At 71.3% G+C, this 22,894-nt stretch carries 23 protein-coding genes and 1 tRNA gene; 12 read left to right on the top strand and 12 right to left on the bottom strand.

Annotated elements, in window-relative coordinates; all coding sequences use genetic code 11:
• Nucleotides 1–90 precede the first annotated feature (90 nt).
• Together OG202_RS23055 and OG202_RS23050 are read right to left on the bottom strand one after the other, a co-directional pair.
• A complete protein-coding gene (locus OG202_RS23055; protein WP_327728995.1) occupies nt 91–393 on the bottom strand; it encodes a hypothetical protein in 303 nt (100 codons plus the stop codon).
• 114 nt (nt 394–507) lie between these two features.
• The gene (locus OG202_RS23050) at nt 508–756 is read right to left on the bottom strand and encodes an SCO4226 family nickel-binding protein (protein ID WP_326581383.1); all 249 of its coding nucleotides are present in this window, start codon (nt 754–756) and stop codon (nt 508–510) included.
• A 102-nt stretch (nt 757–858) separates the two neighbouring features.
• Between OG202_RS23050 and OG202_RS23045 the strand changes: the two genes are divergently transcribed.
• Nucleotides 859–1,305 carry a hypothetical protein gene (locus OG202_RS23045; protein WP_327728996.1) on the top strand — a complete coding sequence of 149 codons (447 nt, stop codon included), beginning with the start codon at nt 859–861 and terminating at the stop codon, nt 1,303–1,305.
• A gap of 130 nt (nt 1,306–1,435) precedes the next feature.
• Here OG202_RS23045 and OG202_RS23040 read toward each other — a convergent pair whose 3' ends face one another.
• Together OG202_RS23040 and phoU are read right to left on the bottom strand one after the other, a co-directional pair.
• Nucleotides 1,436–1,597, bottom strand: a complete 162-nt coding sequence (locus OG202_RS23040) for a hypothetical protein (protein WP_327728997.1) — start codon at nt 1,595–1,597, stop codon at nt 1,436–1,438.
• Between the two features lie 320 nt (nt 1,598–1,917).
• Nucleotides 1,918–2,625: a phosphate signaling complex protein PhoU gene (gene phoU / locus OG202_RS23035; protein ID WP_326581386.1), complete on the bottom strand. Its 708-nt coding sequence runs from the start codon at nt 2,623–2,625 to the stop codon at nt 1,918–1,920.
• A 265-nt stretch (nt 2,626–2,890) separates the two neighbouring features.
• Between phoU and OG202_RS23030 the strand changes: the two genes are divergently transcribed.
• Nucleotides 2,891–4,207: a sensor histidine kinase gene (locus tag OG202_RS23030; protein WP_326581388.1), complete on the top strand. Its 1,317-nt coding sequence runs from the start codon at nt 2,891–2,893 to the stop codon at nt 4,205–4,207.
• Nucleotides 4,204–4,884, top strand: a complete 681-nt coding sequence (locus OG202_RS23025) for a response regulator transcription factor (protein WP_046707143.1) — start codon at nt 4,204–4,206, stop codon at nt 4,882–4,884. The genes OG202_RS23030 and OG202_RS23025 overlap by 4 nt, the downstream gene beginning before the upstream one ends.
• 82 nt (nt 4,885–4,966) lie before the next feature.
• On the opposite strand, the gene OG202_RS23020 is transcribed toward OG202_RS23025, so the two are convergent.
• The gene (locus tag OG202_RS23020; protein ID WP_327728998.1) at nt 4,967–5,647 is read right to left on the bottom strand and encodes a copper chaperone PCu(A)C; all 681 of its coding nucleotides are present in this window, start codon (nt 5,645–5,647) and stop codon (nt 4,967–4,969) included.
• A gap of 680 nt (nt 5,648–6,327) precedes the next feature.
• Here OG202_RS23020 and OG202_RS23015 point away from each other — a divergent pair.
• From OG202_RS23015 to OG202_RS22990, 6 genes are all read left to right on the top strand, one after another.
• The gene (locus OG202_RS23015; protein WP_003953493.1) at nt 6,328–6,810 is read left to right on the top strand and encodes a CarD family transcriptional regulator; all 483 of its coding nucleotides are present in this window, start codon (nt 6,328–6,330) and stop codon (nt 6,808–6,810) included.
• 306 nt (nt 6,811–7,116) lie between these two features.
• On the top strand, nt 7,117–7,893 hold the full coding sequence (ispD, locus tag OG202_RS23010; protein ID WP_327728999.1) for a 2-C-methyl-D-erythritol 4-phosphate cytidylyltransferase: 777 nt from the start codon (nt 7,117–7,119) through the stop codon (nt 7,891–7,893).
• Nucleotides 7,883–8,410, top strand: a complete 528-nt coding sequence (gene ispF, locus OG202_RS23005) for a 2-C-methyl-D-erythritol 2,4-cyclodiphosphate synthase (protein WP_327729000.1) — start codon at nt 7,883–7,885, stop codon at nt 8,408–8,410. The genes ispD and ispF overlap by 11 nt, the downstream gene beginning before the upstream one ends.
• 249 nt (nt 8,411–8,659) lie before the next feature.
• The gene (gene cysS, locus OG202_RS23000) at nt 8,660–10,063 is read left to right on the top strand and encodes a cysteine--tRNA ligase (RefSeq protein WP_326581748.1); all 1,404 of its coding nucleotides are present in this window, start codon (nt 8,660–8,662) and stop codon (nt 10,061–10,063) included.
• A gap of 108 nt (nt 10,064–10,171) precedes the next feature.
• On the top strand, nt 10,172–11,113 hold the full coding sequence (rlmB, locus tag OG202_RS22995) for a 23S rRNA (guanosine(2251)-2'-O)-methyltransferase RlmB (RefSeq protein ID WP_326581750.1): 942 nt from the start codon (nt 10,172–10,174) through the stop codon (nt 11,111–11,113).
• 104 nt (nt 11,114–11,217) lie between these two features.
• The gene (locus OG202_RS22990) at nt 11,218–13,023 is read left to right on the top strand and encodes a DoxX family protein (protein WP_327729001.1); all 1,806 of its coding nucleotides are present in this window, start codon (nt 11,218–11,220) and stop codon (nt 13,021–13,023) included.
• 161 nt (nt 13,024–13,184) lie between these two features.
• On the opposite strand, the gene OG202_RS22985 is transcribed toward OG202_RS22990, so the two are convergent.
• From OG202_RS22985 to OG202_RS22975, 3 genes are all read right to left on the bottom strand, one after another.
• The gene (locus OG202_RS22985; RefSeq protein WP_326581754.1) at nt 13,185–13,916 is read right to left on the bottom strand and encodes a nucleotidyltransferase family protein; all 732 of its coding nucleotides are present in this window, start codon (nt 13,914–13,916) and stop codon (nt 13,185–13,187) included.
• A gap of 211 nt (nt 13,917–14,127) precedes the next feature.
• A complete protein-coding gene (locus OG202_RS22980; protein ID WP_327729002.1) occupies nt 14,128–14,577 on the bottom strand; it encodes a hypothetical protein in 450 nt (149 codons plus the stop codon).
• A gap of 264 nt (nt 14,578–14,841) precedes the next feature.
• On the bottom strand, nt 14,842–15,978 hold the full coding sequence (locus tag OG202_RS22975; protein WP_326581758.1) for an ABC transporter ATP-binding protein: 1,137 nt from the start codon (nt 15,976–15,978) through the stop codon (nt 14,842–14,844).
• 233 nt (nt 15,979–16,211) lie between these two features.
• Between OG202_RS22975 and OG202_RS22970 the strand changes: the two genes are divergently transcribed.
• Nucleotides 16,212–16,285, top strand: a tRNA-Thr gene (locus OG202_RS22970).
• A 46-nt stretch (nt 16,286–16,331) separates the two neighbouring features.
• Here the strand turns inward: OG202_RS22970 and OG202_RS22965 are convergent.
• Nucleotides 16,332–17,171, bottom strand: coding sequence for an aminoglycoside phosphotransferase family protein (locus OG202_RS22965; protein ID WP_442811377.1), 840 nt, complete (start codon nt 17,169–17,171; stop codon nt 16,332–16,334).
• A 157-nt stretch (nt 17,172–17,328) separates the two neighbouring features.
• On the opposite strand from OG202_RS22965, the gene OG202_RS22960 reads away from it, so the two are divergent.
• Entirely contained in the window at nt 17,329–18,741 is a 1,413-nt protein-coding gene (locus OG202_RS22960) for an NAD(P)/FAD-dependent oxidoreductase (protein WP_328223487.1), read from the top strand.
• A 245-nt stretch (nt 18,742–18,986) separates the two neighbouring features.
• Here OG202_RS22960 and OG202_RS22955 read toward each other — a convergent pair whose 3' ends face one another.
• The gene (locus OG202_RS22955; protein WP_328223485.1) at nt 18,987–19,958 is read right to left on the bottom strand and encodes a zinc-binding dehydrogenase; all 972 of its coding nucleotides are present in this window, start codon (nt 19,956–19,958) and stop codon (nt 18,987–18,989) included.
• Between the two features lie 137 nt (nt 19,959–20,095).
• Nucleotides 20,096–21,406: an FAD-dependent oxidoreductase gene (locus OG202_RS22950; RefSeq protein WP_328223482.1), complete on the bottom strand. Its 1,311-nt coding sequence runs from the start codon at nt 21,404–21,406 to the stop codon at nt 20,096–20,098.
• Nucleotides 21,407–21,566: 160 nt separating this feature from the next.
• Between OG202_RS22950 and OG202_RS22945 the strand changes: the two genes are divergently transcribed.
• The gene (locus OG202_RS22945; RefSeq protein ID WP_326581793.1) at nt 21,567–22,235 is read left to right on the top strand and encodes a pentapeptide repeat-containing protein; all 669 of its coding nucleotides are present in this window, start codon (nt 21,567–21,569) and stop codon (nt 22,233–22,235) included.
• 153 nt (nt 22,236–22,388) lie between these two features.
• On the opposite strand, the gene OG202_RS22940 is transcribed toward OG202_RS22945, so the two are convergent.
• Complete coding sequence (locus OG202_RS22940) at nt 22,389–22,889, bottom strand: hypothetical protein (protein ID WP_326581795.1); 501 nt, start codon at nt 22,887–22,889, stop codon at nt 22,389–22,391.
• Nucleotides 22,890–22,894: the final 5 nt, after the last annotated feature.

Below are 22,894 nucleotides of genomic sequence, written 5' to 3'. Positions count from 1 at the left end.
TCTCTGACCAAGAGCCCCCTGCCGATGGCTGATGCGCGGACAGGGGGCTCGTTGTGTTGCGTGGATGGATGGATGGATGGGCGGCGGTGGCTAAGCCGCGCCACTGACGTCCGGGGCGATGAAGCGGCGGTGCAGTGGGGTGAGGGCGGTGGCGTCGGGGGTGCCCTGGATGCCGGCCTTCTGGATGGCGGGGAGGAGGCGTTCGATGAAGAAGGTTTCGAACGCCTGCTGGGATTCCCAGACGTCGGTGACGTGGAGTCCCTGGTCGTCGAACCAGGCCACGTGGACCTGCCCGCCGGCCGCCGGGATCTCCTCCCAGGCGACCGCGTCTCGCACGGTGTCGTACTGCTCCGGAGTCACCTCTGCCCAGTGCATCGACATCACTACGGCCATGTGTAAAGCCCCCCTTGTGCTACCGGTGTCGGCATGGGGATGGTTCCATCCCGCGAGCTCCGCCGGACAGGGCGTGCGGAGGCGTACCGGCGTCTGTCGGCCGCTCTCGCGCGCTCAGACCGTGAGGGGGACCGGGTGGATCTCGTCCGCCTTGTGGCCGGCGCGTTCGTGGATGCGTTGGACGGCCTCGGCGGAGGGGGCCTCGGAGAGGCAGTAGACGGTGCCGGACTGGGGGTCGGCCCAGGCGCGTTCGAAGTGGACGTTCTCGTCCTTCTCGATGTCGAGGTCGGCCTTGTGCGCTGCCCGCAACTGGTCCGCGGTGATGCCCTTCATGTCGTGGTGGACGTCCATGAACTTGGTCATGGCCCGCACCTCCTTCTTCCTTTTCCTCTTCCTTGCCTCTCCCCTCATGCTGCGCCCGCACGGCCGTACGGGCGACTCCGCGGTGCGCTAGCGTCGCCCGTCATGCGCATGCTGATGTGGGTGGGGATATCGGCGGTCGGGGTCATGGCCGCTGTGGGGGGCCTGGTCGTGGGGGTGCCTGCTGCGTCGTTCGTCATGGAGTACGGGTGCGGGCCCACGGAGGAGCGACTCGGAGAGGCGTTGGCCGGGGACCCCGTGCTGGACGCCGGGGTGGAGGAGGCCAGGGCCGAGGAGTCGTATCAGGAGTGCGACGACGACGATCTGAACGTCGTCGCGGGGAAGGCGTACCGGTACGGCGGGGACCGGGAGAGCGTGCTCGTGCACTACCGGGACGCCGCGCGGGCCCATGGGTGGCGGTACCGGACGAGTGACTGTTTCACCAAGTCGATCGACGGGTCCGTGGCGAGTCTGATCCTGGAGGGGCCGGCTGACGGCTCCCTGCAGGTCGAGATCATCGCCGCCGACGGTGGCACCGAGCACTGGTGCTGAGCGAGCCTGAGCGAGCATGAGTGAAGGGGACCCGTCACGAGCGACTGGCCCCCTTCGTCCGCGTACAGCCCGCGTACAGCACGCGTAGGAACCCGCATACGGTCCGCGTACGAAAGCGCCTGCCTACCGGTCAGCCGCACTGGCACGGGTTGCCGGACTGGCACCCGCACGCGCATCCGGAACCGCAGCCGCAGGCGCCGAAAAGGGGCAGGGTCTTGATGTCGGCGGGCTGATGGGTGTCCCGGACCTGTGTCGGGTCCGGCGTGCTGGGGCTGGCGGGGGATTCGGCCATGGTCCCTCCTCGAAGAAGGCGGCAAAGGCTCAAGGCACCGACGGCTGGTGCCCGTACCCGTTGGTTGCCCCATTGCACGCCCGTTCAGCCGGGCGCATCAACGGCGCACAGAGGCGTCCGCCCGCCCGGCCGGACCATCGAGCGCCGGACCATCGAGCGCCGGACCCTCAAGCACCGAACCATCAAGCGCCGGCCATTGCGGGTCGGCCATCGCGGGTCGGCCATCGAGCGCCGGAGCCCCGCATGTGGAGCCCCCGCATGTGGAGCCCCCGCATGTGGAGCCCCGCGCTCACCGCTCTTCCCGCGCCGGGCAGGCAGCCCTACTCCTCATCCACCCCCGCGACCGGCTGGACCGGCTGGACCGGCTGGATGTCCGCCTGCAGCTCGTCCGCGTGTTCGCCCGTCACCAGGTACACCACGCGCTTGGCGACGGACACCGCGTGGTCGGCGAAGCGCTCGTAGTAGCGGCCGAGGAGGGTGACGTCGACGGCGGTCTCGATGCCGTGCTTCCAGCGGTCGTCCATGAGGTGCTGGAAGAGGGTGCGGTGGAGGAGGTCCATCGCGTCGTCGTCGCTCTCCAGCTGGAGCGCGAGGTCGACGTCCTTGGTGATGATGACCTCGGCGGCCTTGGCCATCAGGCGCTGCGCGAGCTGCCCCATCTCCAGGATCGTCGCGTGCAGGTCACGCGGGACCGTGTGGTCGGGGAAGCGGAGCCGGGTCAGCTTGGCCACGTGCTGGGCGAGGTCGCCGGAGCGCTCCAGGTCGGCCGACATGCGCAGCGACGTCACGACGATACGGAGATCCGTCGCCACCGGCTGCTGCCTGGCCAGCAGGGCTATCGCGCGGGCCTCCAGCTCGTGCTGCAGGTCGTCGACCTTCTTGTCGGCCTCGATCACGCTCTCGGCCAGCTTCAGGTCGGCGTCGAGCATCGCCGTCGTGGCGCGTCCGATGGCCGAGCCCACCAGTCGGGCCATCTCGACCAGGCCCTCACCGATCGAGTCAAGTTCCTCGTGGTACGCGTCCCGCATCAGGGTGTCCCTCTCTTACGTACGTCTGCTCGTGGGTAACCAGGAAAGCCGTGCCGAAGGCCGTTCCGCCAGGCCAGGACGACCGAATGAACGGTCACCGGGGGCCCGCATGAACCCCACGCTCCCACGTTCCGACCCGTACGCGTCCGTTTCGGCCATCTCAAATGAACCAATACTGGCTCCAAGGTGAACTCTGGGCGACGAGTGTTCGAGGTCGCCCTCCGATCGCTGTGGGGATGTCCGACCTCGTGCCTAACCTGGATGCATGGACGTGAACGCGGCGGTCGCCGCAGCGGCAGCGATCGCCGGAGTGCTCACCGGTGTCATCGCCGTGCTGGCGTTCCGCTTCAGCGAGCGCGAGCAGAAGCGTCCCACCAGAACCTCCCTGCACACCGACCCGGTGCTTCCGCCCGGCGTCGACACCGTGCTGTCGGTGCTCCGCTCCTCCGCCGTCGTGCTCGACGAGGCGGACGCCGTCGTCAAGGCCAGCTCCGCCGCGTACGCCCTCGGGCTGGTGCGCGGGGGGAAGCTCGCCGTCGAGCCGATGCTCAGGATGGCCCGCGACACCCGCCGCGACGGCGAGATACGCCAGGTCGAGCTGGACCTGCCCCGGCGCGGCACGGGACGCGGCGACGCGCTCGCCGTCTCCGCGCGCGTCGCGCCGCTGGGCTCCCGGCTCGTGCTGCTCCTCGTCGAGGACCTGACCGAGGCCCGCCGGATCGAGGCCGTACGGCGTGACTTCGTCGCCAACGTCAGCCATGAGCTGAAGACGCCGGTCGGCGCGCTCTCCCTCCTCTCCGAGGCCGTCATGGGGGCGTCGGACGACCCCGAGGCCGTGGAACGGTTCGCCGGGCGCATGCAGATCGAGGCCACCCGGCTCACCAACCTCGTGCAGGAACTCATCGACCTCTCCCGGGTGCAGAACGACGACCCGCTGGAGGACGCCGAGCCCGTACGGGTGGACGAGCTGGTCGCCGAGGCCGTCGACCGCTGCCGCCACCAGGCCGGCACCAAGCAGATCACCATGGCCTCGAACACGGGGGTGCCCGAAGGGCTCGAACAGGGTGGTGGCGGGCGACGGGCGGGCGGCACCGCCGAGCTGCGCGTCTGGGGCAATCGGGGGCAGCTGGCCGCCGCCCTCGGCAACCTCGTCGAGAACGCCGTCAACTACTCCCCGGCCCGCACCCGCGTCGGCATAGCCGCGCGCCGGGTGACCGCTCCCGGCGGGGACCATATCGAGATCGCCGTGACCGACCAGGGCATCGGCATCTCGGACAAGGACAAGGAGCGCATCTTCGAGCGCTTCTACCGCGTGGACCCGGCCCGTTCCCGCCAGACCGGCGGTACGGGTCTCGGTCTCGCGATCGTCAAGCACGTGGCCGCCTCGCACGGCGGGGAGGTCACGGTGTGGAGCTCGGAGGGACAGGGCTCCACGTTCACCCTCAGGCTGCCGGAGGCGGGCGTGGCCCGTGACCGCGCGGCCCAGCACCCGGACCTCGACGACGAGGACGGACAGCCTCACCCCGACCCATCCCCGTACGGACCGTACGAATCGCTTCCTGCCCCGGAGGTCCTTCCGTGACCCGAGTGCTCGTCGTCGAGGACGAGGAGTCCTTCTCCGACGCCCTGTCCTACATGCTCCGCAAAGAGGGCTTCGAGGTCGCCATCGCGACCACCGGGCCCGACGGTCTCGACGAGTTCGAGCGCAACGGAGCCGACCTCGTTCTCCTCGACCTCATGCTGCCCGGTCTGCCGGGTACCGAGGTCTGCCGTCAGCTGCGCGGCCGTTCCAATGTCCCGGTGATCATGGTGACCGCCAAGGACAGCGAGATCGACAAGGTCGTGGGCCTGGAAATAGGAGCCGACGACTATGTCACGAAGCCTTTCTCCTCCCGCGAGCTCGTCGCCCGTATCCGGGCCGTACTGCGCCGCCGCGGCGAGCCCGAGGAGGTCAGCCCGGCCGCGCTGGAGGCGGGCCCCGTCCGTATGGACGTCGACCGTCACGTGGTCACTGTCTCGGGCTCCAAGGTCGACCTCCCCCTCAAGGAGTTCGACCTGCTCGAAATGCTGCTGCGGAACGCGGGCCGCGTCCTGACCCGTATGCAGCTCATCGACCGCGTCTGGGGCGCCGACTACGTCGGCGACACCAAGACCCTCGACGTCCACGTCAAGCGCCTCCGCGCCAAGATCGAGCCCGACCCGGGCGCGCCGCGGTATCTGGTGACGGTGCGAGGCCTCGGCTACAAGTTCGAGCCGTAGGCCGACGGGCGCATGCTCGCCGTACGCCGAAGGGCGGCACCCCTCGCAGGGGGTGCCGCCCTTCGGCGTTGGTGTGCGTGGCTCAGTGGCCCGCGGTCTCCTCCGAGGCCGAGGCGGACGGGGAGGACGTCGAGCCGGCGGCGGTGCCCTCCTCCTCTGCGGACGGTGAGCCCGAGATGGACGCGGACGGGGAGCCGGAGGTCTCGTCGGCCGGCGTGGGGCTGGTGGCGGGGGCCTCGGGGAGGTCGCTCGGGCCCCACTTCTCGAAGTAGTGCTCGGCGGGGACCACGAAGGCGCGCAGGCTGACCTCGCCGGTCTCGCTGAAGTTGAAGGTGACCTTCTGGGCGTTGCCGTCCTGGACGGCCTCGGTGACGTCCGTCAGGACCGCGGAGGCGTTGCCCTCGCCGCCCAGGACCACGGAGCCACCGGCCGGGACGACGATCTTGCCGCCCTTGCCCTCACCCTTGGCCGGGGTGACCTCGGCGGTGCCGGCGCCCTCCACGGTGATGGAGTCCAGGGTCTGGTCGGTCGTGGCGCCGTTGAACAGCGTCGCGGAAACCACGGCGGGGCCCTTGGTCTCGGTCCCGGGCTGGGTGACCACGATCGCGTTCTGGATCTTGATGTCACCGACGCTGGTGGCCGCGTTGTCCGGCTTGACCCCCAGCGTCTGGGCGTTGCTGCCCGCGGAGCACGCCGCGAGTGAGGCGATCGAGAACGCGAGGGCGGCGGCGGCGAGGGCGCCGCGTCGAAGGCTGCTGCTCACGGCTGCGGCAACTCCTAGAACGTGGGCGGTACGTGGTCTGTAGCGGCCTTAGGTTACCGAGCCGTTCCGCCGCCGCCGCACCCGACCCTCCCCAAGTCTCCCGACAAGTCACCGGAAGCAAAGGGCGGAGGCGTCACCCGCACGCCCGTCCGGCATTCACATAACCGCCTTCGATCTCGCCGCCGCCGCGCCCTGGATTTCCACCAAGGAATGCGGGGCGGTACAGAAAATCGATCAGCCGCCAGAACGTCTGCTGGAACGCCCGCCAGAACATCGGCCAGAACGCCGGTCAGAACGTCACCGGAACGCTCGCCGGAACAGCGCAGAACACGATCCGGTAACGGCGGAACATCGCCCGCGGATCGAACTCCTTGATCAATTCCGGATTCGTCTCGTACCCGACTCCACTAGCCGAACGGAGTAGCGGAAGTCGCACGCCTGGAGCCGGACAAAGCGGGACGTTAGGATGCTCGTGGCGCCCTCCGGATGCGTGTAACGTACGCGTTTCACTCCGCCCGGAGAGCCGCTCCGACCTGCGAATACCCTCCTCCGTTCGGCCCTCGCAGCACGTTCCTGTTGCAGTTGTCAAGCCCCGAGATGCGCCCTGACCTGCGAAAACGCCATTCAGAACACGCCGTTTCCGTGTTACCCTGGATAGCCACGGAAGGGGTACCTGTCACATGACGTTCAAGGTTGGCGACACCGTGGTCTATCCCCATCACGGGGCCGCGCTGATCGAGGCCATCGAAACTCGCCAGATCAAAGGCGTGGACAAGACCTACTTGGTGCTCAAGGTCGCTCAGGGCGACCTGACAGTGCGTGTGCCAGCGGACAATGCGGAGTTCGTCGGCGTGCGTGATGTGGTCGGGCAGGACGGCCTGGACCGGGTCTTCGAGGTACTGCGCGCACCGTATGCCGAGGAGCCCACGAACTGGTCGCGTCGCTACAAGGCAAACCTGGAGAAGCTCGCCTCCGGCGATGTCATCAAGGTCGCGGAAGTCGTGCGTGACCTGTGGCGTCGAGAGCGCGAGCGCGGACTGTCCGCCGGTGAGAAGCGCATGCTCGCCAAGGCCCGCCAGATCCTGGTGAGCGAGCTCGCCCTCGCGGAGAACACGAACGAGGACAAGGCCGAGGCCCTGCTCGACGAGGTTCTCGCGTCCTGAACTGACTCCTGAGGCAGGCAGCCAGCCCGCTCAGCCGTTCAGCGCAGCACATTGAAATGCCGCGGTGCCCGATGACGTAGGTAATGTCGCCGGGCGCTGCGGCATGTTCGTACCCGGATGCCGTACGCCTGAACGGGGTCACCGATACTTGGTGCGCCCCGGTACTCAGTAAGTGGTCGTACTTGGCGTGCCGGGCCCGGGCAGCTGGCTCGACCAGATGTCACGGAAGGGTCCGGTCAAGGTGTCGCGCCCGGCACGCTGTGGCCATACCCACGTAGGCCGAGCACACAAACCTGACAGGAACCGATGTCTGACGATTCGCGCCCTTCACCGTCCGGAACCGGTACGGCGACCCGCACGGCGACCCGCACGGCGGCCGTGATTCCGGCCGCCGGCCGGGGCGTACGCCTCGGCCCGGGCGCCCCCAAGGCGCTACGCGCGCTGAACGGCACCCCGATGCTGATCCACGCGGTGCGGGCCATGGCCGCGTCCCGTGCCGTCTCCCTGGTGATCGTCGTGGCGCCGCCCGACGGCGCCCCGGAGGTCAAGACCCTGCTCGACGCGCACGCGCTGCCCGAGCGGACCGACTTCCTCGTCGTACCCGGGGGTGAGTCGCGCCAGGAGTCGGTCAAACTCGGCCTCGACGCGCTGCCGCCCGGCTTCGACATCGTCCTCGTCCACGACGCGGCCCGGCCGCTGGTGCCCGTCGACACGGTCGACGCGGTCATCGAGGCCGTACGGGACGGGGCGCCGGCCGTGGTGCCCGCGCTGCCGCTCGCGGACACGGTCAAGGAGGTCGAGCCGGCGGACGCGCCGGGGGCGCCGGAGCCGGTCGTCGCCACGCCGCAGCGGGCTCGGCTGCGGGCGGTGCAGACGCCGCAGGGGTTCGACCGGGAGACGCTGGTCCGGGCGCACGAGACGGTCACCGGGGAGGTGACCGACGACGCGAGCATGGTGGAGCGGCTCGGGCTGGGAGTCGTGGTCGTGCCGGGGCACGAGGAGGCGTTCAAGGTGACGCGGCCGCTGGACCTGGTGCTCGCGGAGGCGGTTCTGGCGCGCAGGAGGCTCAACGATGGGTTCTGAGACGCCACCGGTACCGGTGCCCCCGGTACCGGGTTCCGTGGTGGTGCCGCAGGTCGGGATCGGTACCGACATCCACGCCTTCGAGGAGGGGCGGGAGCTGTGGTGCGCCGGGCTGAAGTGGGAGGGGCAGGGGCCGGGGCTGGCCGGGCACTCCGACGCGGACGTCGTGGCGCACGCCGCCTGCAACGCGCTGTTCTCCGCCGCCGGGATGGGCGACCTCGGGCAGCACTTCGGGACGGGACGGCCGGAGTGGTCGGGCGCGTCCGGGGTGACGTTGCTGGCGGAGGCCGCACGGATCGTGCGGGCCGGCGGGTTCGCCATCGGCAACGTGGCCGTGCAGGTGGTGGGTGACCGGCCGAAGATCGGCAAGCGGCGGGACGAGGCGCAGAAGGTGCTGTCGGAGGTCGTGGGAGCGCCGGTGTCGGTGTCGGGGGCGACGACCGACGGGCTCGGGTTTCCCGGGCGGGGTGAGGGGTTGATGGCGGTCGCCACGGCGCTTGTCGTGCGGGTGGGCTGAGCCGAGGGTTTCTCGCCCCCGCCGCCCCTACCCGTCCCATCCCGGGGCTGCGCCCCAGCCCCCCCGCTCTCGTGAGTCGTTCGGGTGCGGGAGCGTCGTGGTTGCTCGCGCCGTTCCCCGCGCCCCTTGAGGGCCTGCGGCCCGTCAAAGGGCCGCAGGCCCCGGTGCCGGGTGTGCACACGTCACGAATCTGTTGTCCTTGGGGCGAAGGGCTCGGGGCACGGCCGGTGGCCCACTACCCTGGGAGTCGTGACTATTCGCCTGTACGACACCAGCGCCCGGCAGATTCGTGATTTCGCCCCGCTCACGCCGGGTTGTGTCTCGATCTACCTGTGTGGCGCCACGGTGCAGGCGGCCCCGCACATCGGACACATCCGGTCGGGGCTCAACTTCGACATCATGCGTCGGTGGTTCGAGTACCGCGGGTACGACGTGACGTTCGTGCGGAACGTGACGGACATCGACGACAAGATCATCGCCAAGGCGGCCGACCAGGGCCGCCCCTGGTGGTCGATCGGGTACGAGAACGAGCGCGCGTTCAACGACGGGTACGGCGTGCTCGGTTGCCTGCCGCCGACCTACGAGCCGCGTGCCACCGGGCATGTGACCGAGATGGTCGAGATGATGCGCGGGCTGATCGAGCGCGGACACGCGTACGAGGCGGACGGGAACGTCTACTTCGACGTGCGGTCGTTCCCCGAGTATCTGCGGCTGTCCAACCAGGAGCTCGACAACCTCCTCCAGCCCTCCGGGGAGGGTGAGACCGGCAAGCGCGACCCGCGTGACTTCGCCATGTGGAAGTCGGCGAAGCCCGGGGAACCGACCTGGGAGACGCCCTGGGGTCGGGGGCGGCCGGGATGGCACCTGGAGTGCTCGGCCATGGCCCACAAGTACCTGGGCAGCGCCTTCGACATCCACGGCGGCGGCCTCGACCTGATCTTCCCGCACCACGAGAACGAGATCGCGCAGGCCAAGGCCTTCGGCGACGACTTCGCCACGTACTGGGTGCACAACGCCTGGGTCACCATGAGCGGCGAGAAGATGTCCAAGTCGCTGGGCAACTCGGTGCTCGTGAGCGAGATGGTCAAGCGCTGGCGGCCCATCGTCCTGCGCTACTACCTGGGCACCCCGCACTACCGGTCGATGATCGAGTACAGCGAGGACGCCCTGCGCGAGGCCGAGTCGGCGTTCGCCCGTATCGAGGGGTTCATCCAGCGGGTCGTCGAGAAGGCCGGCGGAGTCGTCGAGCCCGCGGCCGAGGTGCCGCCGGCGTTCGCCGAGGCGATGGACGACGACCTGGGCGTGCCGCAGGCGCTCGCCGTCGTGCACACCACGGTCCGTCAGGGCAACAGCGCGCTGGCCGCCGACGACAAGGAAGAGGCCGTGGCGCGGCTCGCCGAGGTGCGGGCCATGCTCGCTGTGCTCGGCCTCGACCCGCTGGACGCGCACTGGGCCGGTGACGGCGGCGACCGCGGCGAGGACCTCCACGGGGTCGTCGACACGCTCGTCGGGCTGGTCCTCCAGCAGCGCGAGGCCGCCCGCGCCCGCAAGGACTGGGCCACCGCGGACGCCATCCGGGACCAGCTCAACCAGTCCGGTCTGGCCATCGAGGACAGCCCCGACGGTCCGCGCTGGACGCTCGGCCCACGCTGAGTCCTCCGGTCACCCGGATCGATCGACCTTGATCGATTGTGCCGCCCGGCCATCCGGGCGGCACACTGCATTACGTACACACGCACACTTCTCAGAGACGGGTAGGTCATGGCCGCTCACAACCGCCGCATGTCCGGCAAGAAGGGCGCGCAGGTCGGCAGTGGCGGCCAGCGGCGCAAGGGGCTCGAAGGCAGGGGGCCGACGCCGCCCGCCGAGATGCGCAAGAAGCACAAGGCGAACCGCATCGCGAACGCCAAGGCGAAGCAGGCCGCGCGCCGCCCCACGCCGCGTGGCCGCGGTGGCAAGGGCACGTCCGAGATGGTCGTCGGGCGCAACCCCGTCGTCGAGGCGCTGCGCGGGGGCGTGCCCGCCTCGACGCTCTACGTCCAGCAGTTCATCGACAACGACGAGCGGGTGCGTGAGGCGCTGCAGCTCGCGGCCGAGCGCGGCGGCATCAACCTCATGGAGGCGCCGCGGCCCGAACTGGACCGCATGACCAACGGGCTCAACCACCAGGGGCTCGTCCTCCAGGTCCCGCCGTACGAGTACGCGCACCCCGAGGACCTGGTGGCCGCCGCGCACGACGAGGGCGAGGACCCGCTGATCGTCGCCCTCGACGGGGTGACCGACCCGCGCAACCTCGGTGCCGTCGTCCGGTCCGTCTCCGCGTTCGGCGGCCACGGCGTCGTCGTGCCCGAGCGGCGCGCGGCCGGCATGACCGCCGGTGCCTGGAAGACGTCCGCCGGCACGGCCGCCCGTACGCCCGTCGCCCGCTGCACCAACCTCACGCGCACGCTGGAGGCGTACAAGAAGGCGGGTGTCGTCGTGGTCGGTCTCGCCGCCGACGGCGAGTCCGAGGTCGGCGACCTGGAGGTCCTGGACGGGCCCGTCGTGATCGTGGTCGGCAGCGAGGGCAAGGGCCTGTCCCGGCTCGTCGGTGAAACGTGCGACTTCCTGGTGCGGATCCCGATGCCGGGTGGCGCCGAGTCGTTGAACGCCGGTGTCGCGGCGGGAGTTGTGCTGTACGAGGCGTCGCGGCGCAGGGCCTGAAAGGGGTCCTGGCTGGGGGTTCGGGATGTTCTGGATCACCTTGACGCGGTCCGGACAGATAGGGGCGGTCAAAGCAGTGTCCTAACGACACGTCACTCGGTTAGATGAGTGTGGACACCAGAACACCCCGCACACCCACGGGCGACCGTTCGTCGGGATTCGGCTCGGGATTCGACTCGGGATTCGACGACGCTCCCGCGCTGAGCATGGTGAAGGTGCCGAGCGATCCGGCGCAGGTCATCGTCAACCACGCGAGTTTCCGCGTGCAGTTGGGCGTCTCCACGCGGGCGTCCCCGCGCATCGCACGGCACTCCGCCGCCGAGGACACCGCGCGCATCCCCCTCGTGGGCACGGTGGGGCGCTCCGGCGCGCCCGCCGCCGGGCGCCGGCGCGCGCCCGTCGTCTGGAGCGGGAGGTCCGCGCCGGACGACACCGGAGCCCACCGGCTCCTCCAGGCGGTGCGCGGCGCGGGCGTCGGCGCCCCCGACCCGCTGAGCGACACGGGCTCGACCCAGGTCATCCCCCGCCTCGACGGCACGGGCAGCGGTGGCTACGACACCGAAAGCGGGCGCTACGGCGCGGACTTGACCGTCGAGACCGTCGAGACGCCCATCGTCGGCAACCAGCGCACCCACGGCGACCACGCCGCCCCCGACGGCACCCGGCTGCTCCCCGCCATGCGGAGCGTCGGCAGCACGTACGACGAACCGGGGTACGACCAGACGGCGCGGTACGGCCAAGGCGACTACCCCGACGGGGAGTTCGCCAACGGGCAGTTCGGCGACGGGCAGTTCGGTGACGGGCAGTTCGGCGACGGGGAGTTCGCCGACCCGTACGACGACGGCGCGGACGAGCGGAGCGGGCGGCGGGCCGGCAGCGACCCCGTCCGGCACGCCTACTACCCCGGCCGACGGATGAACCTCGGCGTGGTGCTGCTGCCGCTGCGCGTCTTCCTCGGGTTCATCTCCCTCTACGCCGGCATGGGCAAGCTCTGCGACCCGCACTACTTCGACGGCGGCAAGCGCGGCTCCATGGTGAAGTGGCTGAACACGCTGCACCCGTGGGAAGTCGCCGAGCCGCTGCGGCAGTTCGCCCTCGAACATCCGGTGGGCTCGGGGCTCGTCATCGCCTTCGCGCAGGTCATCGTCGGTGTGCTGACCGTCCTCGGGCTCTGGCAGCGCGTCGCCGCCGGAGTCGGGGCGCTGCTGTCGGCCGCGCTGCTCGTCACCGTCAGCTGGAAGACCGTCCCCGTCTACGAGACGCCCGACATCATCTACCTCGCCGCCTGGTCCCCGCTGATCATCGCGGGCGCGCCGGTGTACTCCGTCGACGGGCGGCTCGCGGGCGGCGCCTGGCGCAGGCTCGGGCCGCGCGCCCACATCTGGGAGCTGCGGCGGTACGTGCTGCGGCGGGGCGCGCTCGTCACCGCGATCGTGGTCGGGCTGACGCTGCTGGTGGGGTCCGTGCTCGGCGGGGCCGTGCGGGACGCCGACCGGATCGTCGTTCCCGGGCCCGGCGAGGCACCGCGCAACGAACTGCCGGGGTCGCCGCTGCCGGGTGAGCCGACGAAGCGCCGCCAGGACAGCCCCTCCGCGTCCAACTCGCCCACCGCGGGCGCGACGTCCGCGAAGCCTTCGGAGGCGGCCACCACGCCGGGGGCGACCCAGGACACCGGGGCCGTCACCGGGGGGCAGCCGAGTCAGACGCAGGGCACGGCCGGGCAGGCGCCGCCGCCGCAGTCCGCGCCGGTCGAGCAGGTGCCGAGCACCACCGCCGGGCCGAGCTCCAGCGGGAGCACGGGTGTGGGTGCCTCCGGCGGTACGACCGGGGGGTCGGGCGGCTCCACCGGGGGTACTGGTGGGACCTCTTCGGGTGGGCAGCCCGGGCTGGTGGGGGGACTGCTCGGGTAGGCGCGCAGACAGACAGATGGGCCCCGCGTGATTGTCGCGCGGGGCCCGTCGTCGTGCGTGGCATGGACGCCCGAGAGCTCGGGAGGCGCTGTGGTGGGGCGGCTGCGGGCCGGTGTGTGGCTGGTCGCGGTTCCCCGCGCCCGTTTCGGGGCGCCGCCCCCTCAACGGCCCAGCGCCGCCAGTTCCTTCGCTGCCTCTGTCAGGTCCTTGGCCGTGTCGATGGCTCGCCAGTAGGCGCCCTGGGGGATGGGGAAGCCCGCCAGGCGGCGTTCCCGGGCCAGGCGGGGGAAGGTGGTGCGCTCGTGGTCGCCACGGGCGGGGAGGAGGTCGGTGAACTCGGGGGAGAAGACGTAGACGCCGGCGTTGATCTCGTACGTCGTCGGCGGGGCCTCGATGAAGTCGGTGACGCGGCCGAAGCCGTCCGTCTTCACGGCGCCCCAGGGAATGCGGGGGCGGGCCAGGGCGAGGGTGGCGAGGGCGTCGCGTTCGGCGTGGAAGTCCGCCATGTCGCGGAGCGAGAAGCGGGTCCAGATGTCGCCGTTGGTGGCGTACCAGGGGCGGTCGGGGTGGGGGAGGTGGGAGGCGGCGTACTTGAGGCCTCCGCCTCGGCCCAGGGGCTCCGACTCGACGACCGTGGTGACGCGGACCGGCAGGTCGGCCGAGTCCAGCCACTTCTGCAGGACGTCGGCGAGATGGCCGCAGGAGACGACCACGTCGGTCACGCCCTCCTCGGCGAGCCAGGTGAGCTGATGGCCGATGATCGGGGTGCCCGTACCGGGGATCTCGACCATGGGCTTGGGCCGGTCGTCGGTGTACGGACGCAGCCGGGAGCCCTGGCCACCGGCGAGGACCACGGCTTGAACGGGGCGCGACGCGGCGTTCGGATCGGTCATGACCGAACTGTACGTGGCGCCCCGTTCGCGGGAGCACGGCCCTGGGATCGGTATACGGGGTGGAAACGGGGCGGTATACGGGGGCGCGACCCTTGGAGCCCTTGGAGCCCCTTAGGGCCCTTAGGGCCCGTCGCAGCCACGGAGGGCGGCCGGGCCTCTGGAGGGGCCGCTACGGTCCCCGTCGGGCTCTCAGCGCCGCCCCGCGCGGCCTTCAGCTGTGCAGGGCGGCCACTCCCGTCGCGAAGGACGTGTCGCAGACCGGGCGGGCGTAGGACTGGGCCCGGGTGGGGCCGTAGGCGCGGACGGCGGCGCGGCCGAGGGCGCGCGCGATGGACGTGCAGTGCCTCGCCAGGGCCGGGCGGCCGTTCACCGCCTGCTGGAGGTGGGTGAGGGCGACGCCCGGGTCCTCCTTCTGGAGCTCCACGAGCAGCTTGTCGCGCAGCACTTCGTGCGGGGCGCGGGTCTTGGCGCGCTGGGAGACCTCCGAGGCGGCGAGTACCGACTCCGCGGGGTCGGAGCCCGACCAGTTGACCCGGGTGACCGCGAGGGTGCCGGAGAGGACCAGGACGACGGGCAGGACCAGGGCCAGGGAGCGGCCGATCCGGCGGGCCGGGCCGCGGCCGTGCCGCGTCCGTTGGGTGTGGGTGTGGGTGTGCTTCACGCGAGTGAGGGTAGCGCGGGGTAGTGATATGGCGACATTAGGTCACCGGTACGGGGGATGCCGAAGCGCCGTTCTCCGAGTGGCAGGTTGACGCACACTGGTCGAAATGAACCGATTTGCCGGGGTAGTTGGTGGCAGCGAAAAGGGCCCCGCAGATGTTTGCGGGGCCCTTTTCGTCAACCTGGGTGATTTATCCCGGGCCGGTGGTTTCGCGAACGGCCATGCACGGCCATGCACGGCCGTGCATGAACGGCGGTGTCCGGGTCAGTCGGAGAGGCGCTCGCCGGTGGAGGTCGAGAACACGTGGTTCTCGCCCGGACGCGGCACGACGTGCAGCGTCGCGCCCTTCTCCGGGACCTGGCGGCCGTTGACGCGGACCACGAGGTCCTTGGTCCCGCCGCCGACCTCGGCGGTGCCGTAGACGTAACCGTCGGCGCCGAGCTCCTCGACGACGTTGACGGTGACGGCGAGGCCGGCCGGGGCGTCGTCGGTGTCCTTCGACAGGGAGGAGGCGACGGAGCCGTCGTGCTCGACGATGTCGAAGTGCTCGGGACGGACACCGACGGTGACGGTGGTGTCACCCCGGTCGGAGGCGGCCTTCAGAGCCTCGCGGTTGACCGGGACGACGCTGTTGCCGAACTTCACGCCGCCGTCGGTGATCGGGACCTCGACCAGGTTCATGGCCGGGGAGCCGATGAAGCCGGCGACGAAGAGGTTGGCCGGGCGGTCGTACATGTTGCGCGGGGTGTCGACCTGCTGGAGCAGACCGTCCTTGAGGACCGCCACACGGTCGCCCATCGTCATGGCCTCGACCTGGTCGTGGGTGACGTAGACGGTGGTGATGCCGAGGCGGCGCTGCAGGGACGCGATCTGCGTACGGGTCGAGACACGGAGCTTGGCGTCGAGGTTCGACAGCGGCTCGTCCATGAGGAAGACCTGGGGCTCACGCACGATGGCACGACCCATGGCGACACGCTGACGCTGACCACCGGAGAGGGCCTTCGGCTTGCGGTCCAGGTACTCGGTGAGGTCGAGGATCTTCGCGGCCTCTTCGACCTTCTGCCGGATCTCCGCCTTGTTGACGCCGGCGATCTTGAGGGCGAAGCCCATGTTGTCGGCGACGGTCATGTGCGGGTAGAGCGCGTAGTTCTGGAACACCATGGCGATGTCCCGGTCCTTCGGCGGCAGGTGCGTGACGTCGCGGTCACCGATGCGGATGGCGCCGCCGTTGACGTCCTCGAGGCCCGCGAGCATGCGGAGCGAGGTGGACTTGCCGCAACCGGACGGGCCGACCAGAACGAGGAACTCGCCGTCCTCGATCTCGATCTCGAGCGCGTCTACGGCGGGCTTCGTGGAACCCGGGTAGATCCGGGTCGCCTTGTCGAACGAAACTGTGGCCATGGGTCGTAGACCCCCTTCACCGGCAGGAACGTGCCGGACGATCCGAGTAAAGGTGGTGATCCACCGCGGACGTTTCCACGGTGGTGTAGTCCACGGGAGTGGATTGGGTCAGGACGGTACCTTCCGTTCACCAGGTCTGTCAGTACCTGGACCCCTGTGAACTTCGCGGAAATTTTCGACGAGTGCGCCCTGTGACGTGGGTACACTGCACGGGCGCCCCCGCGAGGGGCCACGCCTCCTTAGCTCAGCTGGCCAGAGCAACGCACTTGTAATGCGTAGGTCGTCGGTTCGAATCCGACAGGGGGCTCTCTTGCTGCCCCAGGCCAGATGTTCTCTGGCCTGGGGTTTTGCGTTCAGCGCAGGCGGTGGGCGATTTCGAGGGCGTCCGGTGGGAGGGGGCGGCCCTCTTCGATCTCCCAGACGGCGTTCTGGAGGAGACGGGCGAGGGTCCAGGCGCGGGCCCGTTCGCGGTCGAGGGACAGGACGTCGGTCATCGCGTCGAAGCGCCAGCGGACCTCGGCGGGGTCGAAGCGGTTGTCGAGGGCCGGCCAGAGTTCGAAGGCGGGGTCGCCGGCGAGGGGCTTGGGGTCGATGGCGAGCCAGGGCGCTCGGTCGGCGGCGAGGACGTTGTCGAAGTGCAGGTCCCAGTGGAGGAGACGGTCGCCAGGCTCGGTGACGACCTCGCGTACGGCGGCCGCGCAGTCGGCGATCAGGCGGCGGTGGGACGCGTCCGGGATGCGGGTCAGTACCGCCGGCGTCCGGTCCAGCATGTCCGTCGCGATGTCGGACAGGCGGCGCATGTCCGGTGGGGCCGGAGCGGTGGTCAGGTGGGCCAGCAGGTGGGCGATGACCAGGACGGCCTCGCGGGTGTCGGGCTCGTGGGACAGCATGCGGGCCGGGTCGAGGCGTTCGAGCAGCATGGTGCCCGTTTCGGCGTCGTGCGCCAGGAGCCGTACCGCCCCGTCGCCGTCCCAGACGCGCAGGGCCACCGGTTCGCCCGCGCTCTCGGCGTCGAGGATCTGGAGCTTGAGGACCGCCGGGGTGTCGTCGGCCGTGCGGACCACCGGCAGGACCAGGGCGCACATGCCGTGCAGGGCCGGCCCGTCGAGGCGCAGCCCCCAGCGGTCCAGGAACCCGGCGGCGAGGTCGGGAAGGGCGGCGGCGAAGGCCACGCCCTCCTCCGCGAAGAACATCTCCAGGGTGGCGGCCAGCTCCTCGGGGACATCGATCACTTGGCCGACACTACGCGCGCGTCGTCCCCGATTTCCTTGGATTTCCGGCCCCCTTGAGGCCCGCGCGCCACGGAATCCGTAGGAGACAGGGCCCGTCGGCAGGGGCTAGCGTCCGGCCATGAGCAGCACGGACGCGATCGCCGGCACCGTCAACGGTGGGATCTCCTTCTGGTACGCGCGGGCCGGCCTTCCCGTTCCGAGGGAGCCGCTGGCCGGGGACGCGTCCGCCGATGTGGTGGTCGTGGGGGGTGGGTACACCGGGCTGTGGACGGCCTATTACCTGAAGAAGGCCGTCCCCTCTCTGCGGGTCGTTGTCCTGGAGCAGAAGTTCTGTGGGTACGGGGCTTCGGGGCGCAACGGTGGGTGGCTCTACAACGGCGTCGCCGGGCGGGACCGGTACGCGCGGCTGCACGGGCGGGAGGCCGCCGTGCGGCTGCAGCGGGCCATGAACGAGACCGTCGACGAGGTCGTGCGGGTGGCGGGGGAAGAGGGTGTCGAGGCGGACATCCATCGGGGTGGGGTGCTCGAAGTCGCCTGTACACCGGCGCAGTTGGGGCGTCTCAAGGCCTTTCACGAGCACGAAGCGGCCTACGGCGAGGACGACCGCGAGCTGTACGGCGCCCGGGAGACGGCCGAGCGGATCAGGGTCGCGGACGCCGTGGGGTCGACGTGGACGCCGCACGGGGCGCGGCTGAACCCGGTGAAACTGGTGACGGGTCTGGCGGCCGTCGTGGAGGGGCTGGGAGTGACCGTTCATGAGCTGACGCCGGTCACCGAGATCCGTCCGGGGCACGCGGTCACGCCGTACGGCACGGTCCGGGCGCCCTATGTGCTGCGCTGCACGGAGGGCTTCACGGCGAACCTCAAGGGGCAGCGGCGGACCTGGCTGCCGATGAACTCCTCGATGATCGCCACCGAGCCGCTGACGGCCGAGCAGTGGGCGACGATCGGCTGGGAGGGCCGCGAGACGCTCGGCGACATGGCGCACGCGTACATGTACGCCCAGCGCACCGCCGACGACCGCATCGCGCTCGGCGGCCGCGGCGTGCCGTACCGCTTCGGTTCCCGGACGGACAACGACGGGCGTACGCAGACGGCGACGATCGAGGCGTTGTACGAGATCCTGGTGCGGTTCTTCCCCTCGCTGACGGGGGTGAAGGTCGACTACGCCTGGTCCGGCGTGCTCGGGGTCCCCCGCGACTGGTGTGCCACGGTCACGCTCGACCGGTCGACGGGGCTCGGCTGGGCGGGCGGTTACGTCGGCTCCGGTGTGGCCACCGCGAACCTCGCCGCCCGCACCCTGCGCGATCTCGTCCAGCGGGACTCCGGGCAGGCCGGGGCCACCGAGCTCACCTCGCTGCCGTGGGTGAACCACCGGGTGCGCAAGTGGGAGCCGGAGCCGTTGCGTTGGGTGGGCGTGCAGGGGATGTACGCGACGTATCGCACCGCCGACCGGCGGGAAGCCGCCTCGCAGAAGGGGGAGTCGTCACGGTTGGCGCGGTGGGCGGACCGGGTGGCGGGGCGGCACTGAGGGGACGGCACTCACGGGACGGCTCAGTACTGGCGGCACGACTCGGCACGGGCGGCAGTCGCCGTCGGCGCCGAGACGCGGCCGCGCCCGGCGGGTGCTGCTGGGCCAGAGGCCGGCACGCGGTGCGGCGGGCTCGGGGCGGGCGGTGGGGGAGGTGACCGCGGCCCGGCCCGCGCGTCCGACGGGGCCGGGCCGTGTGGCTCGGGGCGTCGGTGGGATCACGGCCGGGCCGGGTGCAGGGGATGTCACGGCTCCAGCACGACCTTGCCGGTGGTGCCCCGGTTCTCCAGGGCACGGTGGGCGGCGGCCGCCTCGGCGAGGGGGAAGCGGTGGACGGCCGGGGTGAGGCGGCCGGTGGCGGCCTCGGTGAGGGCGCGGAGTTCGAGGGTGCGGATGGGGTCGGCGCCGCCCGCCCGGCGCAGCATCTTCTCGCCCAGGACCGTCTCCGAGACGCCCTCGACGACGTACGGACCCGTGCCGGTGCTCCCGCCCGCCGACCAGCCGAAGACGAGGTGCCTGCCGCCGGGGGCGAGCAGGGCGACGGACTCCCGCGCCGCCGCCCCGCCGACCCCGTCGAGGACGATCGTGGCCTTCCCCCGGTACGCCGCGACCTTCTCGGGCCACGCCGCGTCCGTGTAGTCGACGGCGAGGTCGGCGCCGTTCGCCGCCACCCGGGCCGTCTTCTCGGGCCCGCCGGCCAGGCCGACGACCGTGGCGCCCGCGTTCTTGGCGTACTGCACGAGGAGCGTGCCGAGGCCGCCGGCCGCCGCCGGGACCACGACCACGTCGTCCGGGCCCGGTGCGGCGAAGAGCAGGATTCCCATCGCCGTACGGCCCGTGCCGATCATCGCGACGGCCTCGGCGTAGTCGAGGTTCTCCGGGATCTCGTGCAGCCGTTCGACCTCGGTGACGGCCAGCTCGGCGTAGCCGCCGGGCACGAAGCCGAGGTGGGCCGTGACCCGCCTGCCGAGCCAGTGCTCCGGGACGCCCTCCCCGAGCGCCTCGACGACTCCGGCGACCTCCCGGCCGGGGATCGTGGGCAGTTCCGGTGCCGGTGCCGGTCCCGGGTGGCCCTCGCGGATGGCCGTGTCCAGCAGATGGACGCCCGCCGCTGCGACGGCGACACGCACCTGGCCCGGGCCGGGCTCGGGGTCCGCGACCTTCTCGTACGTCAGGTTCTCGGCCGGGCCGAAGGTGTGCAGACGGATGGCGTGCATGTGGGCCCCTTGGGAGGTCTCGCTTTCGCGTGGTGTGCGTTCACCTGGCGTGCGTCCGTGTGGCGTGCGTCCGTGTGGGGTGCGTACGCCTGGCGTGCGCTCGCCTGGTTTCGCCTGGTGAGCCCCAGCCTCCGACCTCAAGCATGCTTGAGGTCAAGCGTGTTCTTCGACCTTCTGCCCAGCGCCAGCGACACGGCCGCGAGGGCGCTGTTGAACGACACCTCCGAGAGCACGCCCGGCGCCGCGACCTGGTCGCCCGCGAGGTACACGCCGTCACCCCGGTCCACGGCCGGGCGGTCGCGCCAGCTGGTGCCGGGCAGGTCCACCGCGCCCGTACGGCCGTTCGCGGTCGCCTCGCGCCGCCAGGTGACCCGGTCCCGCCAGCCGGGGAAGCCCAGGTCGAGCAGGTGCTCGGCCCGGGCGACGCCGTCCGCCCGCGACTCGTGCGGACCGATCGGGAACTGCCCCTGGAGTACCTGCTCGCCCGCCGGGGCCAGCGTGCGGTCCTGCGCGGTGAACCGCTCGATCCAGCCGGGCGCGTCCAGGTCGGAGACCGCGAACGCGTCGCCGCGGCGGGTGCGTACGGCGAGGTCGACGAGGGCCGTACGGCCGCTCGGCCAGGTCAGCGAGTCGTCCTTGAGCAGGCGGCGGGCGGCGTCGAGGGAGGTGGCGACGACGACCGGGCCGCTGGACGCGCGATGGCCGCGGTTCCCGCCGCTGTCGCGGCCGGTGAGGGCGTCCAGACTGTCGACCCGGCTGAGGGTCTCCATACGGACGCCGAGGTTCCAGGCGCGGGCCGCCATCCGGTCGATGACGCTCGCCCAGCCGCCGCGCGGGTAGTGCGCCTCCGGGGGCAACTTCGTGGCCCGGCGCAGCCGTTCCTGCACGAACGCGGCGGACAGGGAGCCCGCGTCGTGGTGGAACAGGGCCACCGCCGAGTAGTTGGCGGCGGCGCGCGCGGCCTCCTCGCCGGCCTGTTCGGTCGCCCAGGTGAGGAAGTCGACGTCGACGGGCGCGTGCCCGCCCGTACGGCGTGGGCGGAGGAGCTTGAGCATCGCGAACGGCGGGGTCCGGCGCAGGGCGCCCTTGTGGTGCAGGCGCAGCCGGGCGGCCTCCCGGGGCGGGAGGGGCGCGAGCGGGCCGATCAGGTCCCGCTGCTCGAGCCAGGTCCAGTGCGGGCCGCCGCTGTACAGCGCGTGCGGTCCCTCGTTCGTCCGGTACGGCCCCTCCGTGGTCCGCGCCCGGCCGCCGAGCGTGTGGTGCGCCTCGTGGACGGTGACCCGCGCGCCCGCCTCGGCGGCGGTGATCGCCGCGGTGAGCCCGGCGAAGCCGCCGCCGATGACGGTGAGGTGGGTGGGGGGTCGGGAGGCGGCGGACGTGTGGGTGCGGGTGCGGGGGGTCGTGTTCGTACGGGAGGAGGGGCGGGGCGTGGCTGGAGCGCGGTGCATGGCTGGGGCTCCCTCGGGTCGGTGTCGGCCGTCGCGGTGGCTGTCTGTGGGTACGACAGATCGAGGGCGCCGGAATGTGACATGAGGGCTGTCGGTAGGGGCCGGGGGCGTGTTCGCGCAGGTCAGGTGGATTGTCAGTGGTGGGGTGCAGGATGGGGGCATGGTGAGGGCGAGGTCGGTGGTGAAGGCGGCACGGCGGCCGGAGGTGCGGCTGCCGGTGCTGGAGGCGTACGCGGGCGGGGGGTTGGAGCCCGACGGGGACTACGACGGGCTGGAGTTCCGGGAGCAGGACTTCGTCGGGCAGGACGGCGGGGGTGCCCGTTTCATGGACTGCGCGCTGACGGGCTGCGCGCTGGACGAGACGCGACTGCACCGGGCTCGTGTGCTCGACTCCGTCCTCACCGGGATACGGGGCGTCGGGACGCATCTGGCCGAGGCGACGTTGCGTGACGTGGAGCTGGTGGACGCGCGCCTCGGTGGGGTGCAGATGCACGGGGCCGTGCTGGAGCGGGTGCTCGTGCGCGGGGGGAAGATCGACTACCTCAACCTGCGTGAGGCCCGGCTCAAGGATGTGGTCTTCGAGGACTGTGTCCTGGTCGAGCCGGATTTCGGCGGTGCGCGGTTGGAGCGGGTCGCGTTCGTGGGGTGCGCGTTGAAGGGGGCCGACCTGAGCGGGGTGACCTTGGTGGACGTGGATCTGCGGGAGGCCGCGTCGGTGGAGATCGCGCGGGGGGTGGAGCGGTTGTCGGGGGCGGTGATCAGTGCGGCGCAGTTGATGGACTTGGCGCCGGTGCTGGCGGGGGAGATGGGGATTCGAGTGGAGGGGTGACGTGCGGGGGTGCCGGGTGGGTTTCGCCGCCGCGCCCCTGAAGGATTCCGGGCGCGACCCATGCCGTCGAGGGGCGCGGGGAACTGCGCGACCAGCCCCCACCTGGCCCGCGAATGAACAAGGCGTCGCCCCTACGACATCCCTACGGCGCCCCTACGGCACCCTGGGGAAGCGGGCCTGGAGGGTCCAGATCGCCGGGTTCTCGTCGAGGTCGTCGTGGAGGTCGCACAGGTCGGCGATCACATCGTGCAGGAAGTCGCGGGCCTCGCGGCGGAGCTCGGCGTGGGAGAAGGTCAGCGGTGGTTCCTCGGCCGGCATCCAGTCCGCCTCGACGTCCACCCACCCGAAGCGGCGCTCGAAGAGCATGCGGTCCGTGGACTCGGTGAAGTCGAGTTCCGCGTACTGGGGCCGGGAGGCGCGGGAGCCCGCCGGGTCCCGGTCGAGCTTTTCCACGATGTCGCACAGCGCCCACGCGAAGTCCAGCACCGGCACCCATCCCCAGGCTGTGGACAGCTCCCGGTCCGCCTTGGTGTCGGCGAGGTAGACATCACCGCAGAACAGGTCGTGCCGCAGCGCGTACACGTCCGCGCGGCGGTAGTCCGTCTGCGGCGGGTCGGGGAAGCGGTTGGAGAGGGCGTAGCCGATGTCGAGCACGTAGG

It is taken from the genome of Streptomyces sp. NBC_00310, from assembly GCF_036208085.1.
In the GTDB taxonomy this organism is placed as follows: Bacteria; Actinomycetota; Actinomycetes; order Streptomycetales; family Streptomycetaceae; genus Streptomyces.
The sequence above is the reverse complement of the archived record's forward strand: the minus strand, read 5'-3'. Positions and strand labels throughout refer to the sequence as shown.

Excerpts from the sequence above, each read along its gene's own strand:
- OG202_RS23055 (WP_327728995.1), bottom strand. The coding sequence starts at position 393 with ATGGCCGTAGTGATGTCGATGCACTGGGCAGAGGTGACTCCGGAGCAG.
- OG202_RS23050 (WP_326581383.1), bottom strand. The coding sequence starts at position 756 with ATGACCAAGTTCATGGACGTCCACCACGACATGAAGGGCATCACCGCG.
- OG202_RS23045 (WP_327728996.1), top strand. The coding sequence starts at position 859 with ATGCGCATGCTGATGTGGGTGGGGATATCGGCGGTCGGGGTCATGGCC.
- OG202_RS23040 (WP_327728997.1), bottom strand. The coding sequence starts at position 1,597 with ATGGCCGAATCCCCCGCCAGCCCCAGCACGCCGGACCCGACACAGGTC.
- phoU (WP_326581386.1), bottom strand. The coding sequence starts at position 2,625 with ATGCGGGACGCGTACCACGAGGAACTTGACTCGATCGGTGAGGGCCTG.
- OG202_RS23030 (WP_326581388.1), top strand. The coding sequence starts at position 2,891 with ATGGACGTGAACGCGGCGGTCGCCGCAGCGGCAGCGATCGCCGGAGTG.
- OG202_RS23015 (WP_003953493.1), top strand. The coding sequence starts at position 6,328 with ATGACGTTCAAGGTTGGCGACACCGTGGTCTATCCCCATCACGGGGCC.
- ispD (WP_327728999.1), top strand. The coding sequence starts at position 7,117 with ATGTCTGACGATTCGCGCCCTTCACCGTCCGGAACCGGTACGGCGACC.
- ispF (WP_327729000.1), top strand. The coding sequence starts at position 7,883 with ATGGGTTCTGAGACGCCACCGGTACCGGTGCCCCCGGTACCGGGTTCC.
- rlmB (WP_326581750.1), top strand. The coding sequence starts at position 10,172 with ATGGCCGCTCACAACCGCCGCATGTCCGGCAAGAAGGGCGCGCAGGTC.
- OG202_RS22990 (WP_327729001.1), top strand. The coding sequence starts at position 11,218 with ATGAGTGTGGACACCAGAACACCCCGCACACCCACGGGCGACCGTTCG.
- OG202_RS22985 (WP_326581754.1), bottom strand. The coding sequence starts at position 13,916 with ATGACCGATCCGAACGCCGCGTCGCGCCCCGTTCAAGCCGTGGTCCTC.
- OG202_RS22975 (WP_326581758.1), bottom strand. The coding sequence starts at position 15,978 with ATGGCCACAGTTTCGTTCGACAAGGCGACCCGGATCTACCCGGGTTCC.
- OG202_RS22965 (WP_442811377.1), bottom strand. The coding sequence starts at position 17,171 with ATGTTCTTCGCGGAGGAGGGCGTGGCCTTCGCCGCCGCCCTTCCCGAC.
- OG202_RS22960 (WP_328223487.1), top strand. The coding sequence starts at position 17,329 with ATGAGCAGCACGGACGCGATCGCCGGCACCGTCAACGGTGGGATCTCC.
- OG202_RS22955 (WP_328223485.1), bottom strand. The coding sequence starts at position 19,958 with ATGCACGCCATCCGTCTGCACACCTTCGGCCCGGCCGAGAACCTGACG.
- OG202_RS22950 (WP_328223482.1), bottom strand. The coding sequence starts at position 21,406 with ATGCACCGCGCTCCAGCCACGCCCCGCCCCTCCTCCCGTACGAACACG.
- OG202_RS22945 (WP_326581793.1), top strand. The coding sequence starts at position 21,567 with ATGGTGAGGGCGAGGTCGGTGGTGAAGGCGGCACGGCGGCCGGAGGTG.